The sequence below is a fragment of the Ensifer adhaerens genome (assembly GCF_020035535.1).
GTDB lineage: Bacteria > Pseudomonadota > Alphaproteobacteria > Rhizobiales > Rhizobiaceae > Ensifer.
Window position 1 is genome coordinate 1,060,692 of record NZ_CP083350.1, and the last position, 25,704, is coordinate 1,086,395.

Sequence of the window (25,704 nt, forward strand, 5' to 3'; positions counted from 1 at the left end):
CGTCGAAACGATTTGTTCCAAGACAAAGACGCGATTCGTCTGTGGTTCTACTTCTCTTGTGACTGCTGGGGGACCGGTGGTCGAGACCGGAGGTGAGGCCGCCCACGTTGGCGCCGCCCACTCTAACTCGTTGAATACAGGCGCGTTTCGCAGAAGGCCAATCCCGGCCGCTGGAGCGCGTCGAAGGAGAGCAAGATGACTGAACAACTTCAGATGACCCGCCGGACGATGCTTGCCGGCGCTGCCCTGGCGGGCGCGGTTGCGCCGCTTCTCCATACCGCTTCGGCACAGGCGGCCGGCGCCGCCACGGCGGCAGGCGCTGCCCCCGTCGACATCTCGACCCTGCCGCGCGTGAAGGTCGATCTCGTCAAGCCGCCTTTCGTCCACGCCCATGAACAGGTCGCCAAGACCGGACCGCGCGTCGTCGAGTTCACCATGACGATCGAGGAAAAGAAGCTGGTGATCGACCGCGAGGGCACCGAGATCCACGCTATGACCTTCAACGGTTCGGTTCCTGGTCCGCTGATGGTCGTGCATGAGAACGACTATGTCGAACTTCGGCTGATCAACCCGGCGACCAACACGCTGCTGCACAACATCGACTTCCATGCCGCAACCGGTGCGCTGGGCGGTGGTGCGCTGACACAGGTGAACCCGGGCGAAGAAACCACGCTTCGCTTCAAGGCCACCAAGCCCGGCGTCTTCGTCTACCATTGCGCGCCGGAAGGCATGGTGCCCTGGCACGTCACCTCGGGCATGAACGGCGCCATCATGGTGCTGCCGCGCGAAGGCCTGAAGGACGAGAAGGGCCAGCCTCTGACCTACGACAAGATTTACTATGTCGGCGAGCAGGACTTCTACGTGCCGAAGGACGAGGCCGGGAACTACAAGAAGTACGAAACCCCCGGTGATGCCTATGAAGATGCGGTGAAGGCGATGCGCACGCTGACCCCGACCCACATCGTCTTCAACGGCGCGGTCGGCGCGCTGACCGGCGACAATGCCCTGACCGCGGCGGTGGGCGAGCGCGTGCTTGTCGTCCATTCGCAGGCCAACCGCGATACGCGGCCGCACCTGATCGGCGGGCACGGTGACTATGTCTGGGCGACCGGCAAGTTCCGCAACCCGCCGGACCTCGACCAGGAAACCTGGCTCATCCCAGGCGGTACCGCTGGCGCTGCCTTCTACACCTTCCGCCAGCCGGGTGTTTACGCCTACGTGAACCACAATCTGATCGAGGCGTTCGAACTGGGTGCAGCCGGTCACTTCAAGGTCACCGGCGAATGGAACGACGATCTGATGACATCGGTCGTCAAGCCGGCATCGATGTAGGCGGCTGATGCAAGGTGATGGTGGGGCCGCGATCTCGGCGGCCCCACACGCGACCAAAGGCACGCGCCCGTCGGCGCGTGCCGTTCCCCCGGAGACCTCCCATGCCCAGCAACAAGAAATCTGCGGTTTCGCTCCTCTCGCTCGCAGCCCCGGCCGTTCTCTTGGCCGCAATCGGTGGCGTGCTTTCGGCAAAGGTGGGGCTGTTTGACGATCTCAAGGATGGCGTCGACCTATCGATCCGGCCGCCGGTGACTGTCACGATCGCGCCGCGTGAAATGAGCTATCGGGCTGAGGGACACTTCCTGAAGAACGGCTTTGCCGTCGATGCGCCGATCGTCGTCGCGGCGCTCAAGGAACCACTTGAGATCATGAAGTATCAGGTGACGCGCGAGGACTTCGAGCGCTGCGTCGCCGACGGCGCCTGCCAGCAGCCGGAGGGCGGTCATGGCGCCGGCCTGTCGGGTGTGCCGATGACCGGGGTCAACTATACCGACGCGACCGACTACGCGGCGTGGCTGACCAAGAAGACCGGCGAAGTCTGGCGTCTTCCGACCGACCAGCAATGGGCCTTTGCCGCCGGGTCCAAATTCCCCGACGATGCGCTGGGGATCGATGGCACCAAGGATAATCCGGCGCTGCGCTGGCTGGCGGACTATGAGCGCGAGGCAAGCCGGCAGCGGGCGAAGAACCCGATGCCGCAGCCCTCGGGCGCTTTTGGCGAAAACGAGTATGGGATTGCGGACCTCGATGGCAATGTCTGGGAATGGACCGAGACCTGCCATCGCCGCGTCACCATCGCTGACGACGGCAAGGTGCTGAAGGAGCAGCCGGCCTGCGGCATCTTCGTCGTCAATGGCAAACATCGGGCGTCGATGAGCTTCTTCATCCGCGATCCGAAAAGCGGCGGCTGCGCCGTCGGTGTGCCGCCGGATAATCTTGGCTTCCGGCTCGTGAGAGACGGCCGCTGGTATTCGGGCTTCCTCTACGCCTTCGAGCGCCGGCTGCAGGGCGCAGGGTGACATCGCATGGCCGGTGGAGCGCGGGGCCTCTCGCGTCTTGGCCAGCACAGGACTTCGTAATGCTATTTGCCCCCGGATCGTCACCGATCTGGGGGCAAAGGCACATGGTAAATCGAGACGCTGCGGCGACCTTTGTGCGTCTCACGGGACGTGCGGCACCCTGGTCCTTTTGCCGGGTCCTGGGCTGTGCTAGAGCAGGGCAACTCAAACGGCAGGATGTAGGGCCAAAGTGGCTGCACTCGATCGCACTCTCGTCAAATCGCTCCCTCTGTTCCAGAAAATGAGCGACCCGGAACTGGATTCGCTGCTGACGCGCGCCACGGTGCGGCGCGTTCCGCAGAACGAAGCCGTCTTCGAACAGGGAGCGACGGCCGATTTCTTCTTTCTGCTGCTGCACGGCCGTCTGAAAGTGACCCAGGTCACCAAGGATGGGCAACAGATCATCGTACGGGTCGTCAATCCCGGCGACCTTTTCGGCTTTGCCCGCGCACTGCAGCGCCACGACTATCCGGGTACGGCGACGGCGGCGACCGAGAGCCTGGTGCTTGCCTGGCCGACGGAACTCTGGAACGTCTTCGTCGAGAAGAACCCCCACCTCGCCGTCAACGCCATGCACACGATCGGACAGCGCCTCGACGAGGCACATACCCGCATCCGTGAAATGTCGACGGAGGAAGTCGAGCGCCGCGTCGCGCATACCGTGCTGCGGCTCGCCGAACAGGCCGGCAAGCCCGATGGCGGCGGCATCCGTATCGATTTCCCGATCTCGCGCCAGGATATCGCGGAAATGACGGGGACGACGCTGCACACGGTTTCGCGCATCCTCAGCGCCTGGGAAGGGCAGGGCCTTGTCCTGGGTGGACGCCAGAAGCTGACCCTCAAGGACATTCCGGGTCTGCGTCGCCTGGCAGAACGCGTCGGCGGCTAGCCTTCTGAAACCAGGTTCTGCCGCGTCGAACCGCTAGGGTCGCCTTGCGCAGATGGCGTAGCGGTGCTGGCTCTTCCGTGCCAGGCCCTTGAAAACGTTCCAGTTTCGCGCCTGGGTGCGGTGTATCTCGCTAAGATCCCTGTCGATCGCAATGTCGGTGAAGCCCGCCTCGCGCAACAGCTCGACGACGGCTTCCGCCCGGGCGCCCTCGGAGAAGTGGACGCGCGAGAGGATGCTACGATGCGTCGCCATCATCTGAGATGATCCGGTCGGCGTCTCCGCCTTGAACACGCCGAAGCGTTGTCCCCAGACGCTGAGCTTCGAGAACAGCCGTTCGAGCGCGCTGGTATTCACAAAGTCACCGTCGACGATCAGCAGCGTTCCGCCGGGCTTGAGGACGCGCAGCCATTCGGCAAAGGCCGCGGCCGGATCGACGAGCGTCCACACCAGATGCCGGTTGACGATCACATCGTAGTGGCCGTCGGGCTCCATGGTGTTTTCGGCATCACCGAGGGCGAAGCGGATCGAGCGACCACGCTTGCGTGCCTTTTCGCGGGCGCGCTCGAGCATGGGTTCGGCCCAGTCGAGGCCCTGCACCTTGAAGCCGAGTTCGTCGAGCAGATGCGAGATGACGCCCGTGCCGCTCGCAAGGTCCAGCGCGGCGCGACCGGCGCCCGCTCCGAGGTGGCGCAGAAACAGGGCGTGCCAGGCCGCGCGTTCTTCTTCCGAGAAGATCTCGTGCCCCGGCGACAGGTCGAAGGTTGCGGCGCGCTCCGACCAGTAGGCCTTGATTTCATCCCGCAGGTTGTAGTTCTGCCGATCCGTTACGTCGCTCATGTCGATCCCGCTCGTCCCTGTTTGGAGGCGTTCTAAAAGATAAATGTTGACTAATAAAGTCATGAAACATTAGATCGCGTCGATTTTCCCAGCGGAGCAAAAAACAATGCGGTTTTTCAATGGGGTGGCTGCGGCCGCCACGGGCCTTTGTGTGCTTTTTTCAACGGCAGCCTTCGCTGATGTCGTGACGTTGAAAGATGTCACGGGCCGGGATGTCGAGGTCAATGTGCCGGTCGAGCACGTGATCCTCGGCGAAGGGCGCCAGATCTATTTCCTCGGCGCGCTCGATCGTGACGAGCCGTTCAAGCATGTCGTCGGCTGGCGTGACGATCTTGCGAAGGCGGATCCTGAAAGCTACGCCGCCTACCTCGAAAAATACCCTGATATCGCCAAGCTGCCGACCTTCGGCGGCATGAAGGACGGCACCTTCGACATTGAGCAGGCGGTGGCGCTGAAGCCCGATGTCGTCCTGATGAACGTCGACGCCAAGACGGCGACGGAAGAGGCCGGCTACATCGAAAAGCTCGCCAAGGTCGGCATCCCGCTCGTCTATGTCGACTTCCGCGAAAAGCCGATGGAAAACACCGAGCCGAGCATGCGCGTGATGGGCAAGCTGCTCGGCAAGGAGGAGAAGGCCGAGGAGTTCATCAAGTTCCGCGCCGAGAGCATCGCCAAGGTGACCGACGTCCTGGCGAAGGCCAACCCGAAAAAGCCGCTGGTTTTCGTCGAACGCGCCGGTGGCTATTCCGACGATTGCTGCATGTCTTTCGGTAACGAGAATTTCGGCAAGATGGTCGAGTTCGCCGGCGGCGTGAACATGGCGAAGGACATCATTCCCGGCACCTTCGGCGTGGTCAATCCGGAACAGATCATCGCTGCCAACCCGGACCAGATCATCATTACCGGCGGCAACTGGCAGGGATACGTGCCGGGTGGCGCCTGGGTTGGTGTCGGCTATGGCGCCGATGAAAAGGAAGCTGCCCGCAAGCTCGAAAACCTGACCGAGCGGCCGGCCTTCACCGGCGTCCAGGCGGTCAAGAACGGCCAGGTCCATGCGATCTGGCACCAGTTCTACAACAACCCCTACCAGTTCGTCGCGATCCAGCAGATCGCCAAGTGGCTGCATCCGGATCTCTTTGCCGATCTCGACCCGGAAGCGACGTTCAGGGAATTGCATGAGCGCTTCCTACCGCTTCCCTACAAGAGCGGCTACTTCGTCTCGCTGACGTCAGCAAAGTAAGCGCATCGACGGCCGGAGGAGGGGAGGTCTCCGGCGAGGCGACCGAAAGGAATGAGAATGTCGATCTTCAGGAAAATCGCGTCGGCGACGATCGCCGCAATCGTGCTGGCGGCTCTGCCGGTCAGCGCGGCGCAGATCATCGATGTCACCGGCCGGCGGGTCGAGATTGCGCTGCCCGCCGAGCGCGTGCTTCTGGGTGAGGCCCGGCAGGTCCATGTGGCAGCAGCGCTGAAAGGAGAGCATGTCTTCGACACGATCGTCGGCTGGCGCGACGATCTCCTGAAGAAGGACCCGGATTCCTACGCCGCCTATCTCGAGCGCTTCCCCGAGATCGAGAAGCTGCCACGCTTCGGCTACATCCCATCGGGTGATTTCAGCCTCGAGGCGGCCATTGCGCTCAAGCCCGACGTGCTGACCCTCAACCTCGAGGCCGAAAAGGCAGTCGAGGAATCGGGCTTCATCGAAAAGGCCGCAGCCGCCGGTATCGCCGTCGTCTATCTCGATTTCCGCGTCGATCCGGCGGCCAACAGCGAAAAATCGGTCGAAATCCTCGGCCAGCTTTTCGGCGCTGAAACGAGGGCGCGCGAATTCATCGCATATCGCAACGCCCAGATCGCGCTGGTGACGGACCGACTTAAAAAGGCCGGGGCGATCGCGCGCCCGAAAGTCTTCATCGAGCGTTCTCCCGGCATTACCGGTGACGTCGTCTGCTGCCGAACCTTCGGTCCCGCGAATTTCGGCAAGATGGTTGAAGAAGCCGGTGGCCACAATATCGGCTCGGACGTAATCAAGGGCACCTTCGGCGATCTCAATCCCGAGCAACTGATCGTCAGCGATCCCGACCATGTCATCATCACCGGCAGCAACTGGTCGGCGGAATCCGATCTCAACCAGTTCGTCAGTGTCGGTCGCGGCGCCGATCCGGCGGCGGCCGAAGAACGCCTGCGCGGCCTGATGCAGCGCCCCGGCTTTCCCGGCCTGAAGGCGGTGAAAGAGGGCAACGTGCACGCCGTCTGGCACCAGTTCTACGGCGCGCCTTACGAGTTCATTCCGATCCAGCAGTTTGCCAAGTGGTTCCATCCGGAGCTCTTTGCCGACCTCGACCCGGATCGGACATTCCGCGAGTTTCACGAGAAGTTTCTGCCGGTGACCTATCGCCCGGGCTACTTCGCCTCGCTTCCGAAGGGTGGTGAATAATGGTTGCGATGACCGACCAGATTTCCGGCATTGAAGGACGGGGACGCTACCGCGCCCTCGTCCTGCGCCGTTTGGTGTTGATCTTCTGTCTGCTCGGTGGGCTCTTTGCCTCGGTCGCGGTCGACATGGCACTCGGCCCGGCGAACTATCCGCTTGCGGATGTGCTGACCGCGCTGTTCCGGCCGGAAACCGTGAGCGACCAGCTCCGGGTGGTGATCTGGGACATTCGTATGCCGATCGCGCTGATGGCCGTGACGGTGGGCGCCTCGCTGTCGGTTGCCGGGGCGCAGATGCAGACGATCCTCGCCAATCCTCTGGCAAGCCCGTTCACGCTCGGCATTTCCGCGGCCGCCGGCTTCGGCGCGGCTCTCGGTCTTGTTGCCGGCGTGGCGGTCTTTCCCGTCGCCGTCCAATACATGGTGCCGATCAACGCCTTCCTGATGGCGATGCTTGCGGCGCTCTTCATCCACTTCGCCTCCACCATGCGTGGCGTCACGGTGGAAACGATCGTGCTCCTCGGCATCGCGCTCGTCTTCACCTTCAATGCCGCGCTGTCGCTGCTCGAATACCTGGCCTCCGAACAGGCGCTCGCCGCCGTCGTCTTCTGGACGATGGGCAGCCTCACCAAGGCGACCTGGCCCAAGGTCTGGATCACCGGTGCGGTGCTCCTCTTCGCCCTGCCGCTCTTTGCGCGTCATGCCTGGGCGCTGACGGCGCTTCGGCTCGGCGACGACAAGGCTGCGAGCTTCGGCATCAATGTTCGCCGGCTAAGGCTCGAAGCGATGATGACGGTCAGCCTGCTTGCGGCGATCCCGGTTTCCTTCGTCGGCACGATCGGCTTCGTCGGTCTCGTCGGGCCGCACATGGCCCGGATGCTCGTCGGCGAGGATCAGCGCTTCTTCCTGCCGGCCTCGGTACTTTGCGGTGCGCTTCTGCTTTCGGTCACTTCGGTCGTCAGCAAGATGCTGATCCCCGGCGCCGTACTGCCGATCGGTGTCATTACCGCGCTCGTCGGCGTGCCCTTCTTCTTCGTGCTGATTTTCACCAACAGGAGGCGCGCATGGTAAGCCTGTCGCTGGAAAAGGTCGGCGCGAACTATGGCCGGCGCACGGTGCTGTCGGACGTCAACACCGGCGTGTTGCGCGGTGGCGGCTTGACGGCGGTGATCGGTCCCAATGCGGCCGGCAAGTCGACGCTGTTCAAGCGCATCGCAAACCTGACGTCCGGCCCCGGTACCGTGCATCTTTCGGATACCGCCAAGGGGCCCGACGGCATCTGCTACATGCCGCAGGATACCGGCGCCAATGCCGTGCTCTCGGTTTACGAGTCCGTGCTTCTGTCGGCAAAGCAGGGTTCCGGCTGGAAGGTGAAGGACACTGAGCTCTCCGAGATCGACCGGGTGCTCGGCGAACTCCGGATCGCCGACCTCGCCTTTCGCGGCCTCGGTGAGCTCTCCGGCGGCCAGCGCCAGCTTGTCTCCATCGCCCAGGCGCTGGTGCGCAAGCCCGAAGTGCTGTTGATGGACGAGCCGACCTCGGCGCTCGATCTCTTCCGCCAGATCGAGGTGCTCGGCTTCATGAAGCGCCTGTCGGCGCAGTCGGGCATGGCGGTGCTGATCGCGCTGCACGACCTCAACCATGCACTGCGCTACTGCGACGACACGATCGTCATCAGCGGCGGCTCGGTGCTGGCGAGCGGTCCGACCCATGAGGTGATCACCGCGGACATGCTGCGCTCGGTCTACCGCGTCGAGGCGCGGGTGGAAGCCTGTTCGATGGGGCGGCCGGTCGTGATCGTCGACGAGTCCCTGTAGCCCGGCCTTGTTGTAGCCCGACTGCTCGAGCCGTCGCGGCCACCGGCCGACGTCAGAGCGTGGCAAGCTCGCGATTGGATAGCGTGCCGCCATTGGCTCGTTTGATGTCGAGCTTGCGTTCAAGCGAGGCCATGATGTCCTCGCTGAACTCGATCGACGTCAGTTCGGCGATCTCGGGCAGGGCGCCTGGCGTAAAGACGTTGACCTCCACCAGCTTGTCGCCGACCACGTCCAGGCCGACGAGGAACATGCCGTCACTCACCAGTTTCGGCCGCATCTGTTCGGCGACGGCCAGCATTTCGGGTGTGACGACGGCGGGCACCGGCCTGCCGTTGACATGCATGTTGGAACGTAGCTCACCCTCCGCCGGGACGCGCCGAACCGCCGCATAGGTATCGCCACGTTTGAGCGGCAAGCCGTTCATCAGGAACAGCCGGACGTCGCCTTCGGTTGCTGCGGGAAGGTATTCCTGCGCGATCACATAGCCCATCTCGCTGACGGCCTCGAAGATCTGGTTGAGGTTTGTCTCGTGGCTGGAACTGACCTTGAAGACGTTCTTGCCGCCGGAGCCCTGCAGCGGCTTCAGGATGACGCCCTCCGGGTGCTCATCGACGAAGGCCCGGATCTCCTCGACATGCTTCGAGATCAGCGTGGTCGGCCGGACCATCTCGGGAAAGTCCTGGAGATAGAGCTTGTTCTGAGCCCGTGCCAGCCCGTCGGGATCGTTGACGACGATCGCACCGCGCTCGGCCGCAAGCCGCCCGAAGATCACGCCCGCCTGTGTGGCCCAGGGGCGGGGACCTGCGTCTTCCGACGGGTCGCTCCTCAGGAACAGAACGTCCACATCGGCGATATCGAGAATGTCCCGCCCAGTCGCGTCCCCCCTCAATGCGGCGATGAAGGTTTCGGCCTTGCGCGGCTTCGCAGCACCAAGGTTGAGGGCGTGGATCATCAGGCGGCCATCGGGCTTCAGGATGAAATCGCCGGGGGTCACGTAGACGATCTGGTGGCCACGGGCGAGTGCCGCAAGCGCAAGCGATGTCGTCGCGTAGAACGTCTCTTCACCCTCGATGGAGTTGACGAGAAAGGCGATGCGCATTCAGTTTCCTACTCTGCGACCATGTCGAGCGGCGTAATTCCCCTCTGGGCTCGCTGAAGTCGGTCGCGCGCTTTGACGTCATCGAGAAAAATAGGGCGAATGGCCGCGGCACCAAGGAGGCCGCGCAAATTGAGTTCCTGGATTGCGCTGAAATGTGAGGCTGCGATCTTGCCCATCCAGAAGGGCTCGAGACTGCCGCCGTCGGCGAGATGGTCGAGAAGTTGCAACAGGCCGCGCAGATAGATCGCATCCTTGACCAGCCCGCCGCCGCGATAGATGCGCAGCGTAATGTTGAAGGCCTCGGCGGTGCCAAAGCCATGGCCGTCGACGAGCAGCCGGTAGGTCTCGGGAAACAGGGCGCCGTCGAGCAGGGCTGCACAGCCGGCGACTCTCGCTGCAAGCACGCGCAGCCGGTCCGCGGTCATTCCGGCGCTCAGATACTCGGCGAAGACGGCAAGCCCTTCCTGCATGCCCTCGTAGCCGGCAAGCCCGGAGCGCAGAACCCTGAGGCCCTGGGCCGAGCCGTTGAAATAGGTCAGCAGATGAACGCCGATCTCGTGGTTGAGCAACGCCTCGACGCGATCCTGGTCGAGTGCCGAACTTCGCGCGATCAGCAACTGACCACGCGAAACGAGCAGGCCGGCCGGCAGGTCGTCGCGAATTTCGACGGACGCGGTGAAATCGGCCGACTGACGTCGATAGGCCGATATCATCGCCTGGGCGCGGTCCCTGATATACTCGCAGTCGCGCCGGTTGCCGGATGTCGAGGGTGCGTCGCCATCCGCCGCGGTCCGCGCAAGGATGTCCGACGCAGCGCTGAGAAGCCCGCTTTCCACCGGGCCGTAGAGCGCGCGGCCGAGCTCGATGAATTTGCGGGTTTCCCGCGCGGATATCATCGAAAGCTGCAGGTCGACCTCCTGCTGCTTTTCCCGATAGAGGGCGTAAAGCAGCGGATCTTCGAGGTGCTCGAAATTGAGGGTGAAGAGTTTGCGCTTGGCGGTTTCGATCTGCAGCGTCAGCGGCCGATAGTAGAGACGAGGGCTTCTGGAAAAGCCGCTCGATGCGAATTCCGCCCAGGCCGTTTCGGCGTTGATCGGCGTCACCGCAAGCAGAAAATCGAAGCTCGAGGCAATCTCGTCGATGCCGCGATCGGCGCGAACCACCGCATCGACGAAGGCCTTGCGGCCGAAGGCGCGGTGCGTCGACAGCCGAAAGTCGTCGGACTTCGCGCGGGCGAAGGCTGCAACGGCCCGCAGGCCGGCGTCGAAAACGCTCGCGACCAGGCGCTCACGCAATTGCGGATAGATTCGGCGGGTGCCCGGCTCGCAATAGATCGGGGCGAAGCGCACCGTAAGATGCGGGTGGTCGATCGCCAGGGTCATTCCGCTTGCCGGCGCTTCCGGCTGCCGTTCGACGAGGGTCACATGCGGGGTCCGGAACTTTCCTTCGATCGTCGCAGCGGTTTCGATCAGAGCCTTGGCCGCGACCTGCTCGGGGGCGCGTGCCCCGGTAACGACTTCGATCAGGAACGGCGGAAGGAAGGGTGCATCCTTGGCCGGCGGGTCATCGCTTTCGAGCTCCGCGAATTCGAGAACGATGAACATGCCCAGACGCTCTTCGATCACGCGGCCGACCCGCTCTATGACGGCGGCGGCGATATCGACGCTCGGCGCCAGCAGATAGGCGGCATTCGCCTGGGCTATGTCGCGCGCGACCGGCTGCTGGTGCTCTGCGGCGATATGGACACAGAGGAAGGGAAGCAGGCGGTCGATGTGCAGCCGCCCGCCGTCGCCGAAGTCCCGCCGTACCGCCCTGCCATCCCTTAGCCGGGTAATGGCTTCCTCCAGCCATTCCGGGCTCGGGTCCGCGAGGATGGGGCCACCGTCCGTCATCGTTGCCTCGCGAGCGCCTCGGTCAGCACCGGAACGAGTGAGCCCACCAGTGTTCGCAGAGAGCGCAGCGCTTCGAGGTCCGGCTTGCCGGTCCACTCATCCATGAAGGTCTTCTTGAACTCGATCGCGATCGCGCAGCCCGTATCGGGAAAGTGTTCGTGGATGAAGCGCGTCTGCTCGCCGCGACCCTGGAAGGCGATGTTTTCACGCACATCCACGGGTCGGCCGGCGAACGTGGTGGCGCTGATGGCCGATATCAGCGCATCGATGACGTCCGCCCATTTGGCCCGATCCATGGAGGCGGTGCCGATGTTGATCTCGGGCGTTTCGGCGACGTCAGCCGGTTCGGCCTCCGGTCCTCGGCGTCGGTGGTTGTAGCTGTGCACGTCGAGCACGACGAAGTGCCGATGCCGCCTTTCGATCGCGGTCAGCATGGATCGCAGCATGGCGTAGTATTCGTCATGAACGGCAAGGGATGCTTCGATCAGCTCGGCAGACGGCTGCTCTCGCCAGACGGATAGGCCCCAGGCCTGTGCGGGCTGGAGATACACGGCGCCCGTGCGGGCGCGGTTGAGATCCACCTCGAAGCGGGAACGATGGACGACGATGCGGTTGGCGAGGTCGCGGATGATGAACTCCGTGAACGGGTCTTCCTCACGCAGCCTTTCCTCGTCCGTCAGCGCGACCAGCGCACGGGCATCGCTGCGCATGGCATGCCCGTTATGGATCGCGGCGCCGACGATCGGTCCGTCGCCGCGATAGCTGGTCCACCAAGCGTTCTCTGTCGCTGAACGGAACTGTTCCGTCGGCTCGCGTTGCATGTTCGCTCCCGCATGCCCTCTCTATGGGCGCCTCGGGAATGCAACTCCCGGGCACGGCCGAGAGTTCCGGAATGAATCAAAATTCCGGCTGGATCAGCCCGGTGCGGGTGCCCGTCTCGGTTCCCGCGTCAACTCGACGATGCAGCGAGTTCGCCGAGAACCCATTGGCGAAAGGCGCCGATCTTCGGTGAATTCCGGCGCGTCTCCGGGTAGACCATCCAGTAAGCCTGGCTATCGTCGCAGAGGAGGCCAAACGGCTGGATGAGCCGTCCGTCTGCCAGTTCGGCCGCGAAGAAGGCCGGCGTCAGGATCGCTACGCCCTGGCCGGCGATTGCCGCATTTCCCTCGTAGACCTGCGCGCCCATGCTGGCGCCGGGGCGGCTCGAAAGCCCCTCGACAGGCACATTCGCGGCCGCAAACCATTTCGCCCACCAGGGGTCGCCGGGATCGAGCAACTGCAGGCGCAGGAGATCGGCCGGCTCCTTCACTCCGCCAATGCTGGCCGCGAGGCTCGGGCTGAGCATCGGCGAGAAATCGGCGTTGATCAACCGGTGGGCCGCAAGCCCCGGCCACTCTCCGAGGCCAGAGCGAATGCCGATATCGACCTCCTCCCGGCTGAAGTCCACCAGATGCGGATCCGTCTGAAGGCGGACGGCAAGCGAAGGGTGGGCGATCTGAAAGGAGCCGAGGCGCCGCGCCAGCCAGTTGGAGGCGAAGGTTGCGATCGTGCTGATGACAAGCGTTCCCTGGGCGCCGCCGCGCGCCGACACATAGGCTTCGCTGAGCTGCTCGAAGGCTTGGGTGACCGCGGGAGCCAGCCGCTGCCCGATTTCGGTCAGGGCGATCTGGCGCGGGCGGCGCAAAAACAAGGGTGCGCCGACCCGATCCTCGAGAACCTTGATCTGATAGCTAACCGCGGCCTGCGTCATGCCGAGTTCGGTCGCGGCCTTGGTGAAGCTTCCATGTCTGGCAACCGCCTCAAACACGCGGGTCGCCGTCAACGGTGGGAGCGGGAGAGTCTTATGCATTAAATGGCCTTATGCATAGTAAGCGATATTCGATTGGAAGGTGATGCTGTTCGTAACCACTTTCAAGGTCCGTCCATTAGACGGATTGATGAAGAGGATGACGGCTATGACAACCATTCAAGTACGTAGTTTTTCGTCGACAAACGATTTTGCCGCGCGCTCGTGGCTGGCACTTTTGTTTACCCGGAAGAGCCGTGCTCCAGAAGTCGTCGACGTCAGGGATCTGTCGGACCATCTGAAGCGGGACATGGGCTTCCTCGATGGCAATCGCCCCGACGGGGAAGGCCTCCCGAGCGCATGATCTGCCTCGACCTAGGCGAGCCTCCCATCGCCCAGGTCCACAGCTGCCAGCAGGGGACGGGGGCCCGCTTTGCCGCGGCCTCCGTCCTCCATTGCATTCCCTTCGTTCGCGCCAGGACGTGCGCCAATGGGGAGCAGTTTTTCACGTCTCGCCTGCTCTTTGGGTCAGAATTCCTTTAATCTACTATTTGAGTGGATAATCTCGGACGGGCTCGGTCAGGAATCGAGCGGGCAGAAACGCCCTCCGGTCGGCGCGCCCTTGCGGCGATCGGCTGAAATGAGGTCTGAGATGAGTATGCTGCGGCAATTCGAGCGCTTGAGCGCAATTCGCGAGGTCCTGCAGGGCCGTTTGGAGATCCACGAGGCCCGGGACTGTTTCGGATTCGACGATGTCGAGGACGGCACGGCCAATGAGCTCAGGGATCGCATCGCCGAACTCTCCGATGAAATCTCGACCTTGAAAAGTCGTTGCGACCGGTTTGAAAGCTTCGGCCGTCAATGACCAACCCGGACGGCGGTAACACGTCGTCGTTGAATGGACCATCCCCATGACATTGCATGTGAATTCACGCGTCGCGGATCACGCGATCAATCCGCTTTTTCTCGAACGCTGGTCGCCGCGCGCCTATTCGGCCGAAGAGATCTCACAGGCCGAGCTGTTCGAAATCCTCGAAGCCGCGCGCTGGGCACCGTCTGCCTACAACGCCCAGCCCTGGCATTTCGTCTACGCGCGCCGCGGCGGACAGGACTGGGAGAAGCTGCTCGGCCTTCTGAACGAGTTCAACCGGAGCTGGGCAAAAGAGGCCTCGGCGCTGATCTTCGTGCTGTCGAAGACCTCGTTGCTGCCGCCGGGCGCCAGTGAAGAAGTGCCTTCCTATACCCACTCCTTCGATACGGGTGCCGCCTGGGGCGCGCTCGCCCTGCAGGCCGCGCATTCCGGCTGGCAGGCCCACGGCATGGCCGGCATCGACTATGATCGGGCTCGCGCCGAACTCGAAATTCCCGAAAACTACCGGATCGAGGCAGCCGTCGCGATCGGCCGCCTCGGCGACAAGGCGCTCCTTCCGGAGGCCCTCCAGCAGCGTGAGCAGCCGAGCCCGCGCAAGGCGCTCTCCGAAATCGTATCTGAGGGACGGTTCGTTGCCGGCTGAGCCGCGATAGAGCCCCCACGAGGGAGCGGGCGCGCTTTGCCGGTCCGCTCTCCTCACCGGTCGTCCGGCTCTTCCTTGCTGGTCGCGTTCAACGCCTGCACGCTGACGGCGGCGACCAGGCCGGTAAGCACGATGCCGGAAAAGCCGATCACCAGCGCCAGTAGGCGCGCGCTCAAGTGCTTGGGCGTGATGTCGCCATAGCCGATCGTCAGTCCGGTGACGAAGGTAAAGTAGAGCGCTTCGTCGAGCCGCCAGTCTTCGATTTGTCCAATGATGAAGCCGACGCCGGTCATCACGATCAGGACCGCCGAAAAGATCGGCCAGAGCAGCTGAAGCTGCTGGTAGAGATTGGAGAAAAACAGGCGCCGCATTCTCTTGGTCTGGCTCCTGCGATATGATTTCGCCACGCATTCCTCCCTTCTGCCGGGTGGAGGAGAGAGCCGTACCGACCGTCCGCAAGGATCGCCTCGGCTTGCTCGCAGCCGCCGAAATTTCCGCTCGGCCGAGCTCCACCGGTCTCAAGATAGTCGCAAGTCGAGCGTCCTGCCAGCGCCTGCTTTGTGCGACGGAAAACAAGGTTCGGCCGCCGGTCGAGGTGTCCTTGCAAGCGATTTGGCCCGGTGCTATCGCTTTAGAATTACTTCATGAAAGCTCCTGTCAGAGGACAGTCCCGATGGCATCGAACGAGCATTCGCTTGTCAGCGACGGTCGCGGTCTCACCGCGGGTTTGCGACTGGACGTAATCGCAGGTCTCACGGCTGCCGCCGTGGTTCTGCCCAAGGCCATGGCCTATGCCACGGTAGCCGGCCTGCCGGTCAGTGTCGGTCTCTACACCGCCTTCGTGCCGATGATCATCTACGCGCTTCTTGGCACATCTCGGGTCTTGAGCGTCTCGTCGACCACGACGCTTGCCATTCTTGCCGGAACCCAGCTCGGCCTTGCCGTGCCGGATGGTGACCCCGGCAAGTTGATCACCGCGACCGCGACGTTGACGGCCATGACCGGCGGGCTCCTCATCCTGGCTTCGGTTCTCCGCTTCGGCTTCGTCGCCAACTTCATTTCCTCGCCGGTCCTGATCGGCTTCAAGGCCGGCATAGGCCTGGTCATCGTGCTCGACCAGGTGCCGAAGCTGCTCGGCCTTCACATCACCAAGGAAGGATTCTTCCGGGATATCCTCAGCATCGTCGGTCACTTGTCCGAGACCTCGATGCTGACACTCGCGATTGCGGCCGCAGCACTGGTGGCGCTTCTGGCGATGGAGCGGCTTTGGCCGCATTCGCCGGCGCCGCTGCTTGCGGTCGCCGCCGGCATAGCGCTTTCCTGGTTCGCCGGCCTGGCGGCGCTCGGCGTCTCCACCGTCGGCTTCATCCCGCAGTCGCTGCCTTCGATTACGCTTCCGAGCCTTGGTCTTGCTCAAGAGCTTCTGCCCGGCGCACTCGGCATCGCCTTGATGAGTTTCACGGAGACCATTGCCGCCGGCCGCGCCTTCGCGGCCCCCTCCGACCCGCCGATCCGGGCCAACCGCGAACTGCTGGCAACAGGTGCCGCAAATCTCGGCGGCGCGCTCTTCGGCGCCATGAGTGCTGGCGGCGGCACGTCGCAAACGGCCGTCGTGCGCGCCGTCGGCGGCCACTCGCAGGTGGCCTCCCTGGTCACCGCGGCAGCAGCGGCGGCGACCATGCTTGTTCTGGCGCCTCTTCTCGGCTTGCTGCCGCAGGCCGTCCTAGCGGCGATCGTCATCGTCTATTCGATCGGGCTCATCAAGCCGGCGGATTTCTGGTCGGTTCGCAAAGTCCGGCGCATGGAGTTCCAGTGGGCGCTGGCGGCCTTCCTCGGGGTGCTGCTCTTCGGAACGCTGCAGGGCATTATCGTTGCGATCGTGCTTTCCTTCATCGGGCTCGCGCGCCAGGCGGCTTCGGCGAAGGTCTATGTCGTCGGCCGCAAGCGCGGCACCGATCGGCTACGCCCGCTGTCACCGGGTCACCCTGATGACGAGACCTTCGAAGGGCTGCTGATCCTCCGCCCGGAGGGGCGCCTGTTCTTTGCCAATGCGCAGCAGGTGGCAGACCAGGCGCAGCTGCTGGTTGCTCAGCAAAAGCCACGGGTTCTCGTACTCGACATGAGCCGGGTCTTCGACATCGAATATTCGGCACTGCAGATGATGATGGAGGGCGAGCGTCGTATCAGCGCGCAGGGCGTCACCGTATGGCTGGCCGAGTTGAACCCGGACGTGCTTGCCTATGTGCGTGCATCCGGCTTTGCCGATCAGCTCGGCCCCGATCGCCTGTTCGTCAACACCCGCACAGCTCTCCAGCACTACCTGACGAGCGCTGCTCCGGCGGCGGCCTGACCTATTCCGCCATCATCTCTCCCGTCCCGCCGAATGCCGGCGGGAAGTCGCGATACTTTGGCAGGCCGTCCTTCATCGGCAGCACCGTCTCCTGATAGTTGACGTGGAGCGCGGGTTTGAACGGCAGCGCTGGAATGACCGCCGCAAAGACGTCGGTCACGCCCCAGAGCGGATGTTCGGTCATGAGGTGACCGCCGCAAGCCTTGCACCATTTCCGCACGCTGGTCGCGGTCTTCTGATAGCCGACGAGTTTGTCTGCGCCCTTGACGATCCGAACCTTCTCCGGTGGCCAGAGCGTGAAGGCATTGACTGGACCCGCCGACCATGTCCGACACGAGTTGCAGTGACAGAAGCCCATGGCGGCCGGGTCACCGCTCACTTCGATCTCTACTGCGCCGCAGAAGCACTTTCCGTTGAAGCTGCCGTTCGCTGCCATGACTTTCTCCTTTCGGTTCGCGCCATCCGGAGACCGGGCTCTCGCGAATGGCCGATGTGAACCATGCCTGAGCGTGTCACTCCTGATCCTGAGGTCAACGCCTCCTTTCGAGCTAGTTTGCCGTGGCGGGAGAGACTTGGCGGCGTTGCCGAGTGCGCTATGTCATGGCCCCGGTTTCAACCCGCGACCGAACCGCGCGAAACGCGCTTGACAGCAGCCAGTTGCCCGTATCTTAATCATGCTCTCAGATTGAGCAGATCAATCCCATTCACATGACCTCGATGGTCGACGGGCAGTTTCGCCCCATGATGCCCCCATCTTCGATGGGATCGGCGTCGTGGGGTTTTTGGTTTTTGGCGGGTAAATGAGCGGCGCGGTAAAGATCGGCATCCTCTATTCGACCACCGGGCCCTACGGGACGATGGGCCGCGACTGTCGCGACGGCGCGGAACTCGCGATCGAGGAGATTGCGGCGAGCCATCCCGGCCGGATCGAGCCGGTCTTCATCGATCCGGAAGCCAATATCGACCGCTATCTCGAAGGTGCGAGATCGCTACTGCGCGATCATGGATGCCGCCACATCATCGGCACCATCACCTCGCTCGCCCGCAAGGAAGTCATTCCGCTGGTCGAAAAGCACGACGGCCTGCTCTGGTACATGTGCCCTTATGAGGGCTTCGAGGCCAACGACAACGTCATCTATACGGGCGGCTGCCCGAACCAGCATCTGCTGCCCTTGCTCGATTATCTGCTGCCGCGTTTCGGCAACCGACCCTATCTGATCGGCGCCAACTATGTCTGGGGCTGGGAGATGAACCGCCTGGCGCGCGAGCTGGTGGAGGAGGCCGGCGGCGCCGTGCTCGGCGAGCGTTACCTGCCGCTCGAGGAGACCGCGGTCGAGCGCATCGTCGCCGAAATCGAGCAGCGCCGGCCGAGCTTCATCCTCAACAATCTCGTCGGACCTTCGAGCTACGCCTTTCATGCGGCGATCCGGGCGCTCGCCGTGCGTGACCCGGGGTTCCGGCCGGAAAATTGCCCGGTCGTCAGCTGCGACCTTCAGGAGTGCGAGTTGACGGATATCGGCCTCGGGGTTGCGACCGGCCAACTCTGTGCCGCCTCCTATTTCGATACGGTGGTCTCACCCGACAATGCCGCCTTCAAGCTGCGCGTCGCCAGCCGCTTTGGACCCGGGCGGCGCATCTCCAGCCTGTTTGCCAGCGCCTACGCCTCCGTCAAGCTCTGCGCTGAGGCGATCATCGAGGCCGGTGCCGACGACCCCGCGACGATCACGCAGCTCGTTTCAGCAGCGCCGCATCAGAGCGTGCTCGGCCCGCTCAGGATCGATCCGCAGACCCACCATGCGGCCTTGCCTTTCCATCTCGGTCGCATCAGCGACGACGGGGGCTTCGACATCGTCACGTCGCTGCCGTCGATTGCCGCCGACCCCTATCTGACCGGCCAGCGCAAGCGCAAGGTGCCCCAATTGCGGATCGTGTCATGAGGGAAACACCGAATTTCACCGGCTGGCGTGCGGCGATCCTGCACCGCGAAGATCAGACGACCGAGCGTCTCGTGCGGCAACTTCGGCTCTTCGGCTTCGACGTCACTGTACAGTGGCAGCCGCTCGATGCGCGAGACCTGCCCGACATCATCCTGGTCGATGCGGATCAGGGCTGGAGTGGGCTCCTGCCGTGGAAGGACGAACAGGCGCCGCGGCCGTTGATTGCCCTGCTTGGCTCGGAAGCACCGGGGCGGGTCGCCTGGGCCATGGGGCAGGGAGTTGCGGCAATCATCGCCAAGCCCGTCGCGTCCTCGGCAGTTTACCCGGCCCTGGTGTTGGCGGTTGGGATCCACGAGGAGCGCCGCGCCGTCGCCGACAAGCTCGCGCATCTTGAAGAACGCGTGCGCATGCGCCCGCTCGTTCACGCCGCCGTACAGAAGATCGGTCAGGCCTGCCATGTCGACGAGGAGCGGGCCTACGGCATCCTGCGCAATTGCGCGATGAAGAAGCGCCTGTCGATGGAGCAGATCGCCGGCTCCATTCTCGGCGGTGCCGAGCCTCTGCCGGAGGCCGGTTGATGCAGGTTCTGAAAGCCATGTTCAGGCAGCCGGCGGCGCTGTTCGGTCTCGTCGTCGTCGCGCTGGTCGTTCTGCTCGCGGTGGCCGCACCGCTGATTGCGCCCTATAGCCCGGACGAGCAGATGTTCGACGGGCTGACACTGGAAGGCGCGCCGCTGCCGCCAAGTGCGCAGTTCCTGCTCGGCACCGATACGCTCGGCCGCGACCTCTTTTCGCGGCTGCTCTATGGCGCCCGAACCTCGCTCGTCATCGGCCTTGTCGCCAATGGTGTGGCCGTCTCGATCGGGCTTATGATCGGCATTCTCTCGGGCTACATGCGCGGGCTGGTCGGTAACGCGCTCATGCGCTTCACCGATCTGATGATGGCCTTCCCGGCGCTGCTGCTCGCCATCGTGCTTGCGGCACTGCTTCGCCCGAGCCTCTGGATCGTCGCCATGGTGATTGCGTTGGTCAACTGGGTCCAGGTCGCTCGCATCGTCTATACGGAAACCCGTGGCTTGGTCGAACGCGACTTCATTCTCGCCGAGCGTTCGCTCGGCGCCGGGCATGGGCGCATCCTCTTTCACCACATCCTGCCGCACCTGGTGCCGACGGCGATCGTCTGGGGCACGCTCGGCATCGCGACGACGGTGCTGCTCGAAGCGACGCTTTCCTTCCTCGGCATCGGCGTCCAGCCGCCGACGCCCTCCTGGGGCAACATCATCTTCGAGAGCCAGAGCTATTTCCAGGCGGCTCCCTGGCTGGTGTTCATTCCCGGCGCCGTCATCCTCTTGACCGCGCTCTCCTTCAATCTGGTCGGCGATGCGCTGCGCGATATTCTCGACCCGACGCAACGCGGGAGGGGGTGAGGTGGCGTTCCTTCTGCTGCGCCGTCTCGTGCAGACCGCGCTCATCCTGCTCGGCGTCGCCGCCATCACCTTCCTGCTGCTCTATGCGCTCCCGGCCGATCCCGCCCGCATGATCGCCGGGCGCAGCGCAACGGCGCAGACGGTCGCCAATATCCGCCGCGAACTCGGGCTCGACCAGCCGCTGCTCGTTCAGTTCTGGAGCTACCTCCAGGGCATCGTGCAAGGGGACCTCGGCCGCTCCTATGCGCAGAAGACCGATGTCGGCACGCTGATCGCGGCGCGCCTGCCGGCAACGCTGATCCTGATGGCGGCCGGCATTTTCGTCGAAGTCCTGCTCGGCGTATTTCTCGGCGTCGTCGCGGCAATCCGGCGCGGCGGTTTTGTCGATCGGCTCGTCATGATGGCGTCCTTCGTCGGCGTCTCGGCGCCGCAGTTCGTCGCTGCGCTGCTGCTGCTCTATGTCTTCGCGGTTACACTCGCCTGGTTCCCGATGAGCGGCTTCGGCACTTTCGCCCATGTGGTCCTGCCGGCCCTGACGCTCGGCATCCTCGGTGCCGGCTGGTATGCGCGCATGGTGCGCTCGGCGATGATCGACGTCTTGAACCAGGACTATGTGCGCACCGCGCGCGCCAAGGGCCTGTCCTCGTTCCGCATCATCTTTCGCCACGCGCTGCCGAACGCGCTTCTGCCCATCATCGCCATGATCGGCATCGATATCGGCCAGTTCATGAGCGGCGTGGTGGTCGTCGAGGCAGTCTATGGCTGGCCGGGTATCGGCCAGCTCGCCTGGCAGGCGATCCAGCAGGTCGACATTCCGATCATCATGGGGGTGACGCTCGTTTCGGCACTGGCGATCGTGCTTGGCAACCTCCTTGCCGACCTCATTGCCCCGCTCATCGATCCGCGCATTCGCGCCCGCTAGGAGTCCTGCCAACACTCTATCTCTTTGTTTTTTGCATTTCCTGGCGAAGGACCGCCAACTCGTACAGCAACCAAAAAGGGGAACAACAATGTTCAAAAGCTGGCTTCGAACTTCAACCGTCGCTGCGGCACTGGTCGCAGCACCGTTCTCGGCCCTGGCGCAGGACGCGCCGAAACAGGGCGGCGACATCGTCATCACCTACAAGGACGATATCGCCACGCTCGATCCCGCCATCGGCTACGACTGGGTCAACTGGTCGATGATCAAGAGCCTGTTCTCGCGCCTGATGGACTACACGCCGGGTACCACCGAGCTGGTGCCGTCGCTCGCCGAGACCTTCGAGGTTGCGCCGGATGGCCTGACCTATACGTTCAAGCTGCGCAAGGGCGTGAAATTCACCAACGGCCGCGAGATCGTCGCCTCGGACGTGAAGTATTCGATCGAGCGGGCGGTCGATCCGAAGACGCAGGGGCCGGGCGCCGGCTTCTTCGGCGCGATCAAGGGCTTCGAAGATCTCTCGGGCGGCAAGACGACGACGCTGGAAGGCATCGAGGCGCCGGACGATGCGACTGTCGTCTTCCACCTGTCGCGCCCGGACGCCACCTTCCTGCACGTGCTCGCAGTCAACTTCGCATCGGTCGTGCCGAAGGAAGCGGTCGAAGCCGCCGCCGGCGACTTCGGCAAAAAGCCGGTCGGCTCGGGCACATTCATCCTCAAGGACTGGACCGTCGGCCAGAGCCTGACCTTCGAGCGCAACCCCGACTATTTCGTCAAGGACATGCCGCATATCGACAAGTTCACGGTCGAGGTTGGCCAGGAGCCGCTGGTCGCGCTGCTCCGCCTGCAGAAGGGCGAGGTCGATATTGCCGGCGACGGTATTCCGCCGGCCAAGTTCCTCGAAATCAAGAACTCGCCCGAGGGCGCGGAGATCATCGTCGACGGACAGCAGCTGCATACCGGCTATGTGACGCTCAACACCAAGGTGAAGCCTTTCGACGATGTGAAGGTTCGCCAGGCCGTCAACATGGCGATCAACAAGGAGCGCATCACCCGCATCCTCAACGGCCGCGCGACGCCCGCCAACCAGCCGCTGCCGCCGCTGATGCCGGGCTATGACAAGGCGTTTACCGGCTATGCCTATGACGTCGAGAAGGCGAAGGCCCTGCTCGCCGAAGCCGGTCATGCCGATGGCTTCGAGACCGTGCTCTATTCGACCAACACCGACCCGCAGCCGCGCATCGCCCAGGCGATCCAGCAGGATCTCGCCGCCATCGGCATCAAGGCGGAAGTTCGCGCCCTTGCCCAGGCCAATGTGATCGCCGCCGGCGGCACGGAAGGCGAGGCGCCGATGATCTGGTCTGGCGGCATGGCCTGGATCGCCGACTTCCCGGACCCGTCGAACTTCTATGGCCCGATCCTCGGCTGCTCCGGTGCGGTCCAGGGTGGGTGGAACTGGTCGTGGTACTGCAACGAGACGCTCGACAAGCGCGCGGTTGCCGCCGATTCCATGTCCGATCCGTCGAAGGCTGCGGAGCGCCAGTCGGAGTGGGGCAAGATCTTCACCGACATCATGGCCGATGCGCCCTGGGTTCCCGTCACCAACGAGCGCCGCGTCGTTGCCAAGTCGCCGCGCATGGGCGGCGAGGGCGAAATCTACGTCGATCCGACCCGGGTCATCAACTACGACGCGATCTACGTGAAGCAATGAGCGGCGGGCTCCCCGGAGGTCGTCTTCGGGGAGCCTCTTCATGAGTTTGGGAGAGATTTCATGTGCGTTGCCTGCACACACACCATCCATCGCGCCAAGCATCACTTCGGCTGGAGCCGCGATTTCGAGCCGACGCTGATCGCCAAGCCCGGTGAGACCATCCATTTCGAATGCCTGGATTCCTCCGGCGGTCAGCTCGGCGCCGGTTCGACGCTCGAAACGCTGGCCTCGCTCGATTTCGAGAAGATCAATCCGGTGACGGGTCCGGTCTATGTCGAGGGGGCAAAGCCGGGCGACGCGCTGAAAGTGACGATCCGCCGCTTCGTTCCCTCGGGCGTGGGCTGGACGGCCAATATCCCGGGCTTCGGCCTGCTCGCCGATCAGTTCACCGATCCGGCGCTGCACATGTGGTCCTATGATGCCGGCACCATGGCCCCGGTGCTCTATGGACCGGGCGGCCGCGTGCCGTTGAAGCCCTTCGCCGGCACGATCGGCGTCGTGCCGGCCGAGCCCGGCCTGCACTCGGTGGTGCCGCCGCGCCGGGTCGGCGGCAATCTCGACATTCGCGACCTCACATCGGGCGTCACGCTCTATCTGCCGGTCGAGGTGGAAGGCGCGCTCTTTTCTATAGGGGACACCCACGCAGCCCAGGGCGACGGCGAAGTGTGCGGCACGGCCATCGAAAGCCAGATGGAGGTCGAGGCCACGATCGAGCTTGTCAAGGATGCGCGTCTCGCAAGCCCCCGGTTCACCACCCCCGGGCCGGTGACCCGCCATCTCGACGCTGCCGGCTACGAAGTGACGACCGGCATCGGTCCGGACCTGATGACCGGCGCGCGCGAAAGCCTGATGCGCATGATCGACCTGCTCGGCGCTGAACACGGCTTGAGCCCGGTCGATGCCTATCTGCTCTGCTCGGTCTGCGGCGACCTCCGCATCAGCGAGATCGTCGACGCCCCGAACTGGGTCGTTTCCTTCTACTTCCCGAGGATCGTCTTTTCGTGACAACGGCAGTACCCGTGCTCGGCATCGACGACCTCTGCGTTGATGCGCTGACGCCGCAAGGACCGCGCAGAGTCCTTGATGCCGTCAGCTTCAACCTCATGAGCGGCGAAACACTCTGCATTGCCGGCGAAAGCGGGTCCGGAAAATCCGTGACCTCGCTTGCCGTCATGGGGCTTCTGCCGAAGGCTTCGCTACGGATCGCATCCGGCAGCATCAAGCTTGAAGGGCGCGAACTCTCGAAGCTCTCCAACAGCGCGATGCGCAGTGTGCGCGGCGGCGATATCGCGATGGTCTTTCAGGAGCCGATGACATCGCTCAATCCTGTCATGTCGATCGGCGAGCAGCTGACCGAGGCCATTCGCGAACATCAGGGTTCCGAAGGGGGAACGGCGAACGCCGTCGCCCTGCGCATGCTGGACGCGGTGCACATCACCGAGCCGGCGCGGCGCATGACCCAATATCCGCACGAGCTTTCGGGCGGCATGCGGCAGCGGGTGATGATCGCGATGGCGCTCTCGTGCCGCCCCAAGGTGCTGATCGCCGACGAGCCGACCACGGCGCTCGATGTGACCGTGCAGGCGCAGATCCTGACACTGATGAAGGAGCTGAAGCGGGAGTTCGGCGCCTCGATCGTGCTCATCACCCACGACATGGGCGTGGTCGCGCAGATGGCCGACCGGGTGGTCATCATGCAGCAGGGCCGCATCGTCGAGCAGGGTGACGTCCTGCCGATCTTCAGGTCGCCGCTTGAGCGCTACACGCAGGAACTACTGGCGGCGGTTCCGAGGCTGGGGGCGCATGCCGGCACCGATGGTCCGCCGCGCATCACTGCAACGGCCGCGACGTCCCTCCCGCGGACAAGCGTCCCGGTCCTCTCAGTGCGTGATCTCGCCGTCCACTACGGGAAAAAGCCGGGCGGTCTTCTGGGTGGAAAGAAGCTGGCCGCCGCCGTCAGCGACGTTTCCTTCGCCATCTTCCCTGGCGAAACGCTGGGCCTCGTCGGTGAAAGCGGCTCGGGCAAGTCGACCACCGGCAAGGCGGTGCTCGGCCTCATTCCTTTCGAAGGGGATGTGGCGATCGACGGCCACCAGATCGGCGCGCTGTCGCAACGGCAGATGCGGCCGGTGCGCCGGTCCGCGCAGATGATCTTCCAGGATCCGTATGCCTCGCTCGATCCGCGCATGGCCGTTGGAGCGGCGGTCGGCGAGCCGTTGCTCATCCATGGCATCGGCAATCGCAGTGAGCGGGCGGATCGCGTCGCCGAACTGCTGCGTCGTGTCGGCCTTGGGCCTGATGCCGCCAGCCGTTATCCGCACGAGTTCTCCGGTGGGCAGCGGCAGCGCATCTGCATCGCCCGCGCCCTGGCGGTCAATCCGAAGCTGATCGTTGCCGATGAAAGCGTTGCCGCGCTCGACGTTTCGGTTCGGGCACGCGTGCTCGATCTGATGCTCGAACTGCAGGAGACGATGGGCCTTGCCTATCTCTTCGTCTCGCACGACATGGCTGTGATCGAGCGGATGTCGCACCATGTCGCCGTCATGCGCGGCGGGCGCGTCGTCGAGATGGGAACGCGCCGCGCTGTGTTCGAGGATCCGCAGGACGCCTATACCCGGGCGCTGATGGCCGCCGTGCCGCTGCCGGACCCGCCGATGCGAAAAAGCGCCTAGGAACCGTTGCCGGTGTTTTGACCAGTGCCGCC

At 63.9% G+C, this 25,704-nt stretch carries 25 protein-coding genes; 18 read left to right on the forward strand and 7 right to left on the reverse strand.

Features of this window, described 5'->3' with window-relative positions:
• Positions 1–195 precede the first annotated feature (195 nt).
• From nirK to LAC81_RS25290, 3 genes are all read left to right on the forward strand, one after another.
• Positions 196–1,332 carry a copper-containing nitrite reductase gene (nirK, locus tag LAC81_RS25280; protein ID WP_223729885.1) on the forward strand — a complete coding sequence of 379 codons (1,137 nt, stop codon included), beginning with the start codon at positions 196–198 and terminating at the stop codon, positions 1,330–1,332.
• Between the two features lie 101 nt (positions 1,333–1,433).
• On the forward strand, positions 1,434–2,351 hold the full coding sequence (locus LAC81_RS25285; protein WP_223729886.1) for an SUMF1/EgtB/PvdO family nonheme iron enzyme: 918 nt from the start codon (positions 1,434–1,436) through the stop codon (positions 2,349–2,351).
• A 229-nt stretch (positions 2,352–2,580) separates the two neighbouring features.
• Complete coding sequence (locus LAC81_RS25290) at positions 2,581–3,279, forward strand: Crp/Fnr family transcriptional regulator (RefSeq protein WP_223729887.1); 699 nt, start codon at positions 2,581–2,583, stop codon at positions 3,277–3,279.
• Positions 3,280–3,312: 33 nt separating this feature from the next.
• Here the strand turns inward: LAC81_RS25290 and LAC81_RS25295 are convergent, their stop codons facing one another.
• Entirely contained in the window at positions 3,313–4,116 is an 804-nt protein-coding gene (locus LAC81_RS25295; protein WP_223729888.1) for a class I SAM-dependent methyltransferase, read from the reverse strand.
• Between the two features lie 106 nt (positions 4,117–4,222).
• On the opposite strand from LAC81_RS25295, the gene LAC81_RS25300 reads away from it, so the two are divergent.
• Genes LAC81_RS25300 through LAC81_RS25315 form a run of 4 tightly spaced genes read left to right on the forward strand, consistent with a single transcriptional unit; the run spans position 4,223 to position 8,366 of the window.
• Complete coding sequence (locus LAC81_RS25300) at positions 4,223–5,356, forward strand: ABC transporter substrate-binding protein (RefSeq protein ID WP_223729889.1); 1,134 nt, start codon at positions 4,223–4,225, stop codon at positions 5,354–5,356.
• 51 nt (positions 5,357–5,407) lie between these two features.
• On the forward strand, positions 5,408–6,553 hold the full coding sequence (locus LAC81_RS25305; RefSeq protein ID WP_223729890.1) for an ABC transporter substrate-binding protein: 1,146 nt from the start codon (positions 5,408–5,410) through the stop codon (positions 6,551–6,553).
• Complete coding sequence (locus tag LAC81_RS25310) at positions 6,553–7,620, forward strand: FecCD family ABC transporter permease (RefSeq protein ID WP_162768789.1); 1,068 nt, start codon at positions 6,553–6,555, stop codon at positions 7,618–7,620. Before LAC81_RS25305 ends, LAC81_RS25310 begins: the two co-directional genes overlap by 1 nt.
• On the forward strand, positions 7,614–8,366 hold the full coding sequence (locus LAC81_RS25315; protein ID WP_113538329.1) for an ABC transporter ATP-binding protein: 753 nt from the start codon (positions 7,614–7,616) through the stop codon (positions 8,364–8,366). Before LAC81_RS25310 ends, LAC81_RS25315 begins: the two co-directional genes overlap by 7 nt.
• Positions 8,367–8,418: 52 nt before the next feature.
• On the opposite strand, the gene LAC81_RS25320 is transcribed toward LAC81_RS25315, so the two are convergent.
• The 4 genes from LAC81_RS25320 to LAC81_RS25335 form a co-directional block, all read right to left on the reverse strand.
• Entirely contained in the window at positions 8,419–9,465 is a 1,047-nt protein-coding gene (locus LAC81_RS25320; RefSeq protein ID WP_223729891.1) for a glutathione synthetase, read from the reverse strand.
• Positions 9,466–9,473: 8 nt separating this feature from the next.
• Positions 9,474–11,357, reverse strand: coding sequence for a flavohemoglobin expression-modulating QEGLA motif protein (locus LAC81_RS25325; protein WP_223729892.1), 1,884 nt, complete (start codon positions 11,355–11,357; stop codon positions 9,474–9,476).
• Positions 11,354–12,178 (reverse strand): N-formylglutamate amidohydrolase, encoded by an 825-nt coding sequence (locus tag LAC81_RS25330; RefSeq protein ID WP_223729893.1) that lies wholly within the window; start codon positions 12,176–12,178, stop codon positions 11,354–11,356. The genes LAC81_RS25325 and LAC81_RS25330 overlap by 4 nt, the downstream gene beginning before the upstream one ends.
• Positions 12,179–12,306: 128 nt before the next feature.
• Positions 12,307–13,206, reverse strand: a complete 900-nt coding sequence (locus LAC81_RS25335) for a LysR substrate-binding domain-containing protein (protein ID WP_223729894.1) — start codon at positions 13,204–13,206, stop codon at positions 12,307–12,309.
• Positions 13,207–13,312: 106 nt separating this feature from the next.
• Here LAC81_RS25335 and LAC81_RS25340 point away from each other — a divergent pair, with 106 nt between their 5' ends.
• The 3 genes from LAC81_RS25340 to LAC81_RS25350 all read left to right on the forward strand — a co-directional run bounded on the left by LAC81_RS25340 (position 13,313) and on the right by LAC81_RS25350 (position 14,657).
• Positions 13,313–13,507, forward strand: coding sequence for a hypothetical protein (locus LAC81_RS25340; RefSeq protein ID WP_223729895.1), 195 nt, complete (start codon positions 13,313–13,315; stop codon positions 13,505–13,507).
• A 126-nt stretch (positions 13,508–13,633) separates the two neighbouring features.
• On the forward strand, positions 13,634–14,008 hold the full coding sequence (locus LAC81_RS25345; protein WP_223729896.1) for a hypothetical protein: 375 nt from the start codon (positions 13,634–13,636) through the stop codon (positions 14,006–14,008).
• Positions 14,009–14,054: 46 nt separating this feature from the next.
• A complete protein-coding gene (locus LAC81_RS25350; protein ID WP_223729897.1) occupies positions 14,055–14,657 on the forward strand; it encodes a nitroreductase family protein in 603 nt (200 codons plus the stop codon).
• A 53-nt stretch (positions 14,658–14,710) separates the two neighbouring features.
• Here LAC81_RS25350 and LAC81_RS25355 read toward each other — a convergent pair whose 3' ends face one another.
• Positions 14,711–15,028, reverse strand: a complete 318-nt coding sequence (locus LAC81_RS25355) for a potassium channel family protein (RefSeq protein ID WP_113538335.1) — start codon at positions 15,026–15,028, stop codon at positions 14,711–14,713.
• A gap of 302 nt (positions 15,029–15,330) precedes the next feature.
• On the opposite strand from LAC81_RS25355, the gene LAC81_RS25360 reads away from it, so the two are divergent.
• Entirely contained in the window at positions 15,331–17,007 is a 1,677-nt protein-coding gene (locus LAC81_RS25360) for a SulP family inorganic anion transporter (RefSeq protein WP_223729898.1), read from the forward strand.
• A gap of 1 nt (position 17,008) precedes the next feature.
• Here the strand turns inward: LAC81_RS25360 and LAC81_RS25365 are convergent, their stop codons facing one another.
• Positions 17,009–17,443, reverse strand: a complete 435-nt coding sequence (locus tag LAC81_RS25365) for a GFA family protein (RefSeq protein ID WP_223729899.1) — start codon at positions 17,441–17,443, stop codon at positions 17,009–17,011.
• A 364-nt stretch (positions 17,444–17,807) separates the two neighbouring features.
• Between LAC81_RS25365 and LAC81_RS25370 the strand changes: the two genes are divergently transcribed.
• The 7 genes from LAC81_RS25370 (at position 17,808) to LAC81_RS25400 (ending at position 25,672) form a co-directional block, all read left to right on the forward strand.
• Positions 17,808–18,944, forward strand: a complete 1,137-nt coding sequence (locus tag LAC81_RS25370; protein WP_223729900.1) for a transporter substrate-binding protein — start codon at positions 17,808–17,810, stop codon at positions 18,942–18,944.
• Positions 18,941–19,522, forward strand: a complete 582-nt coding sequence (locus LAC81_RS25375; RefSeq protein ID WP_113538339.1) for an ANTAR domain-containing response regulator — start codon at positions 18,941–18,943, stop codon at positions 19,520–19,522. The genes LAC81_RS25370 and LAC81_RS25375 overlap by 4 nt, the downstream gene beginning before the upstream one ends.
• Positions 19,522–20,370 carry an ABC transporter permease gene (locus LAC81_RS25380; protein WP_223729901.1) on the forward strand — a complete coding sequence of 283 codons (849 nt, stop codon included), beginning with the start codon at positions 19,522–19,524 and terminating at the stop codon, positions 20,368–20,370. Before LAC81_RS25375 ends, LAC81_RS25380 begins: the two co-directional genes overlap by 1 nt.
• Before the next feature lies 1 nt (position 20,371).
• Positions 20,372–21,292, forward strand: coding sequence for an ABC transporter permease (locus LAC81_RS25385; protein WP_223729902.1), 921 nt, complete (start codon positions 20,372–20,374; stop codon positions 21,290–21,292).
• 88 nt (positions 21,293–21,380) lie between these two features.
• Positions 21,381–23,000: an ABC transporter substrate-binding protein gene (locus LAC81_RS25390; RefSeq protein ID WP_223729903.1), complete on the forward strand. Its 1,620-nt coding sequence runs from the start codon at positions 21,381–21,383 to the stop codon at positions 22,998–23,000.
• A 60-nt stretch (positions 23,001–23,060) separates the two neighbouring features.
• The gene (locus LAC81_RS25395) at positions 23,061–24,005 is read left to right on the forward strand and encodes an acetamidase/formamidase family protein (RefSeq protein WP_223729904.1); all 945 of its coding nucleotides are present in this window, start codon (positions 23,061–23,063) and stop codon (positions 24,003–24,005) included.
• The gene (locus LAC81_RS25400) at positions 24,002–25,672 is read left to right on the forward strand and encodes an ABC transporter ATP-binding protein (RefSeq protein ID WP_223729905.1); all 1,671 of its coding nucleotides are present in this window, start codon (positions 24,002–24,004) and stop codon (positions 25,670–25,672) included. Before LAC81_RS25395 ends, LAC81_RS25400 begins: the two co-directional genes overlap by 4 nt.
• Positions 25,673–25,704: the final 32 nt, after the last annotated feature.

Bases quoted from the DNA above. Each gene is read 5' to 3' on its own strand.
- nirK (WP_223729885.1), top strand. From the start codon at position 196: ATGACTGAACAACTTCAGATGACCCGCCGGACGATGCTTGCCGGCGCT.
- LAC81_RS25285 (WP_223729886.1), top strand. From the start codon at position 1,434: ATGCCCAGCAACAAGAAATCTGCGGTTTCGCTCCTCTCGCTCGCAGCC.
- LAC81_RS25295 (WP_223729888.1), bottom strand. From the start codon at position 4,116: ATGAGCGACGTAACGGATCGGCAGAACTACAACCTGCGGGATGAAATC.
- LAC81_RS25300 (WP_223729889.1), top strand. From the start codon at position 4,223: ATGCGGTTTTTCAATGGGGTGGCTGCGGCCGCCACGGGCCTTTGTGTG.
- LAC81_RS25305 (WP_223729890.1), top strand. From the start codon at position 5,408: ATGAGAATGTCGATCTTCAGGAAAATCGCGTCGGCGACGATCGCCGCA.
- LAC81_RS25310 (WP_162768789.1), top strand. From the start codon at position 6,553: ATGGTTGCGATGACCGACCAGATTTCCGGCATTGAAGGACGGGGACGC.
- LAC81_RS25315 (WP_113538329.1), top strand. From the start codon at position 7,614: ATGGTAAGCCTGTCGCTGGAAAAGGTCGGCGCGAACTATGGCCGGCGC.
- LAC81_RS25320 (WP_223729891.1), bottom strand. From the start codon at position 9,465: ATGCGCATCGCCTTTCTCGTCAACTCCATCGAGGGTGAAGAGACGTTC.
- LAC81_RS25325 (WP_223729892.1), bottom strand. From the start codon at position 11,357: ATGACGGACGGTGGCCCCATCCTCGCGGACCCGAGCCCGGAATGGCTG.
- LAC81_RS25330 (WP_223729893.1), bottom strand. From the start codon at position 12,178: ATGCAACGCGAGCCGACGGAACAGTTCCGTTCAGCGACAGAGAACGCT.
- LAC81_RS25335 (WP_223729894.1), bottom strand. From the start codon at position 13,206: ATGCATAAGACTCTCCCGCTCCCACCGTTGACGGCGACCCGCGTGTTT.
- LAC81_RS25340 (WP_223729895.1), top strand. From the start codon at position 13,313: ATGACAACCATTCAAGTACGTAGTTTTTCGTCGACAAACGATTTTGCC.
- LAC81_RS25345 (WP_223729896.1), top strand. From the start codon at position 13,634: ATGGGGAGCAGTTTTTCACGTCTCGCCTGCTCTTTGGGTCAGAATTCC.
- LAC81_RS25350 (WP_223729897.1), top strand. From the start codon at position 14,055: ATGACATTGCATGTGAATTCACGCGTCGCGGATCACGCGATCAATCCG.
- LAC81_RS25355 (WP_113538335.1), bottom strand. From the start codon at position 15,028: ATGCGGCGCCTGTTTTTCTCCAATCTCTACCAGCAGCTTCAGCTGCTC.
- LAC81_RS25360 (WP_223729898.1), top strand. From the start codon at position 15,331: ATGGCATCGAACGAGCATTCGCTTGTCAGCGACGGTCGCGGTCTCACC.
- LAC81_RS25365 (WP_223729899.1), bottom strand. From the start codon at position 17,443: ATGGCAGCGAACGGCAGCTTCAACGGAAAGTGCTTCTGCGGCGCAGTA.
- LAC81_RS25370 (WP_223729900.1), top strand. From the start codon at position 17,808: ATGAGCGGCGCGGTAAAGATCGGCATCCTCTATTCGACCACCGGGCCC.
- LAC81_RS25375 (WP_113538339.1), top strand. From the start codon at position 18,941: ATGAGGGAAACACCGAATTTCACCGGCTGGCGTGCGGCGATCCTGCAC.
- LAC81_RS25380 (WP_223729901.1), top strand. From the start codon at position 19,522: ATGCAGGTTCTGAAAGCCATGTTCAGGCAGCCGGCGGCGCTGTTCGGT.
- LAC81_RS25390 (WP_223729903.1), top strand. From the start codon at position 21,381: ATGTTCAAAAGCTGGCTTCGAACTTCAACCGTCGCTGCGGCACTGGTC.
- LAC81_RS25395 (WP_223729904.1), top strand. From the start codon at position 23,061: ATGTGCGTTGCCTGCACACACACCATCCATCGCGCCAAGCATCACTTC.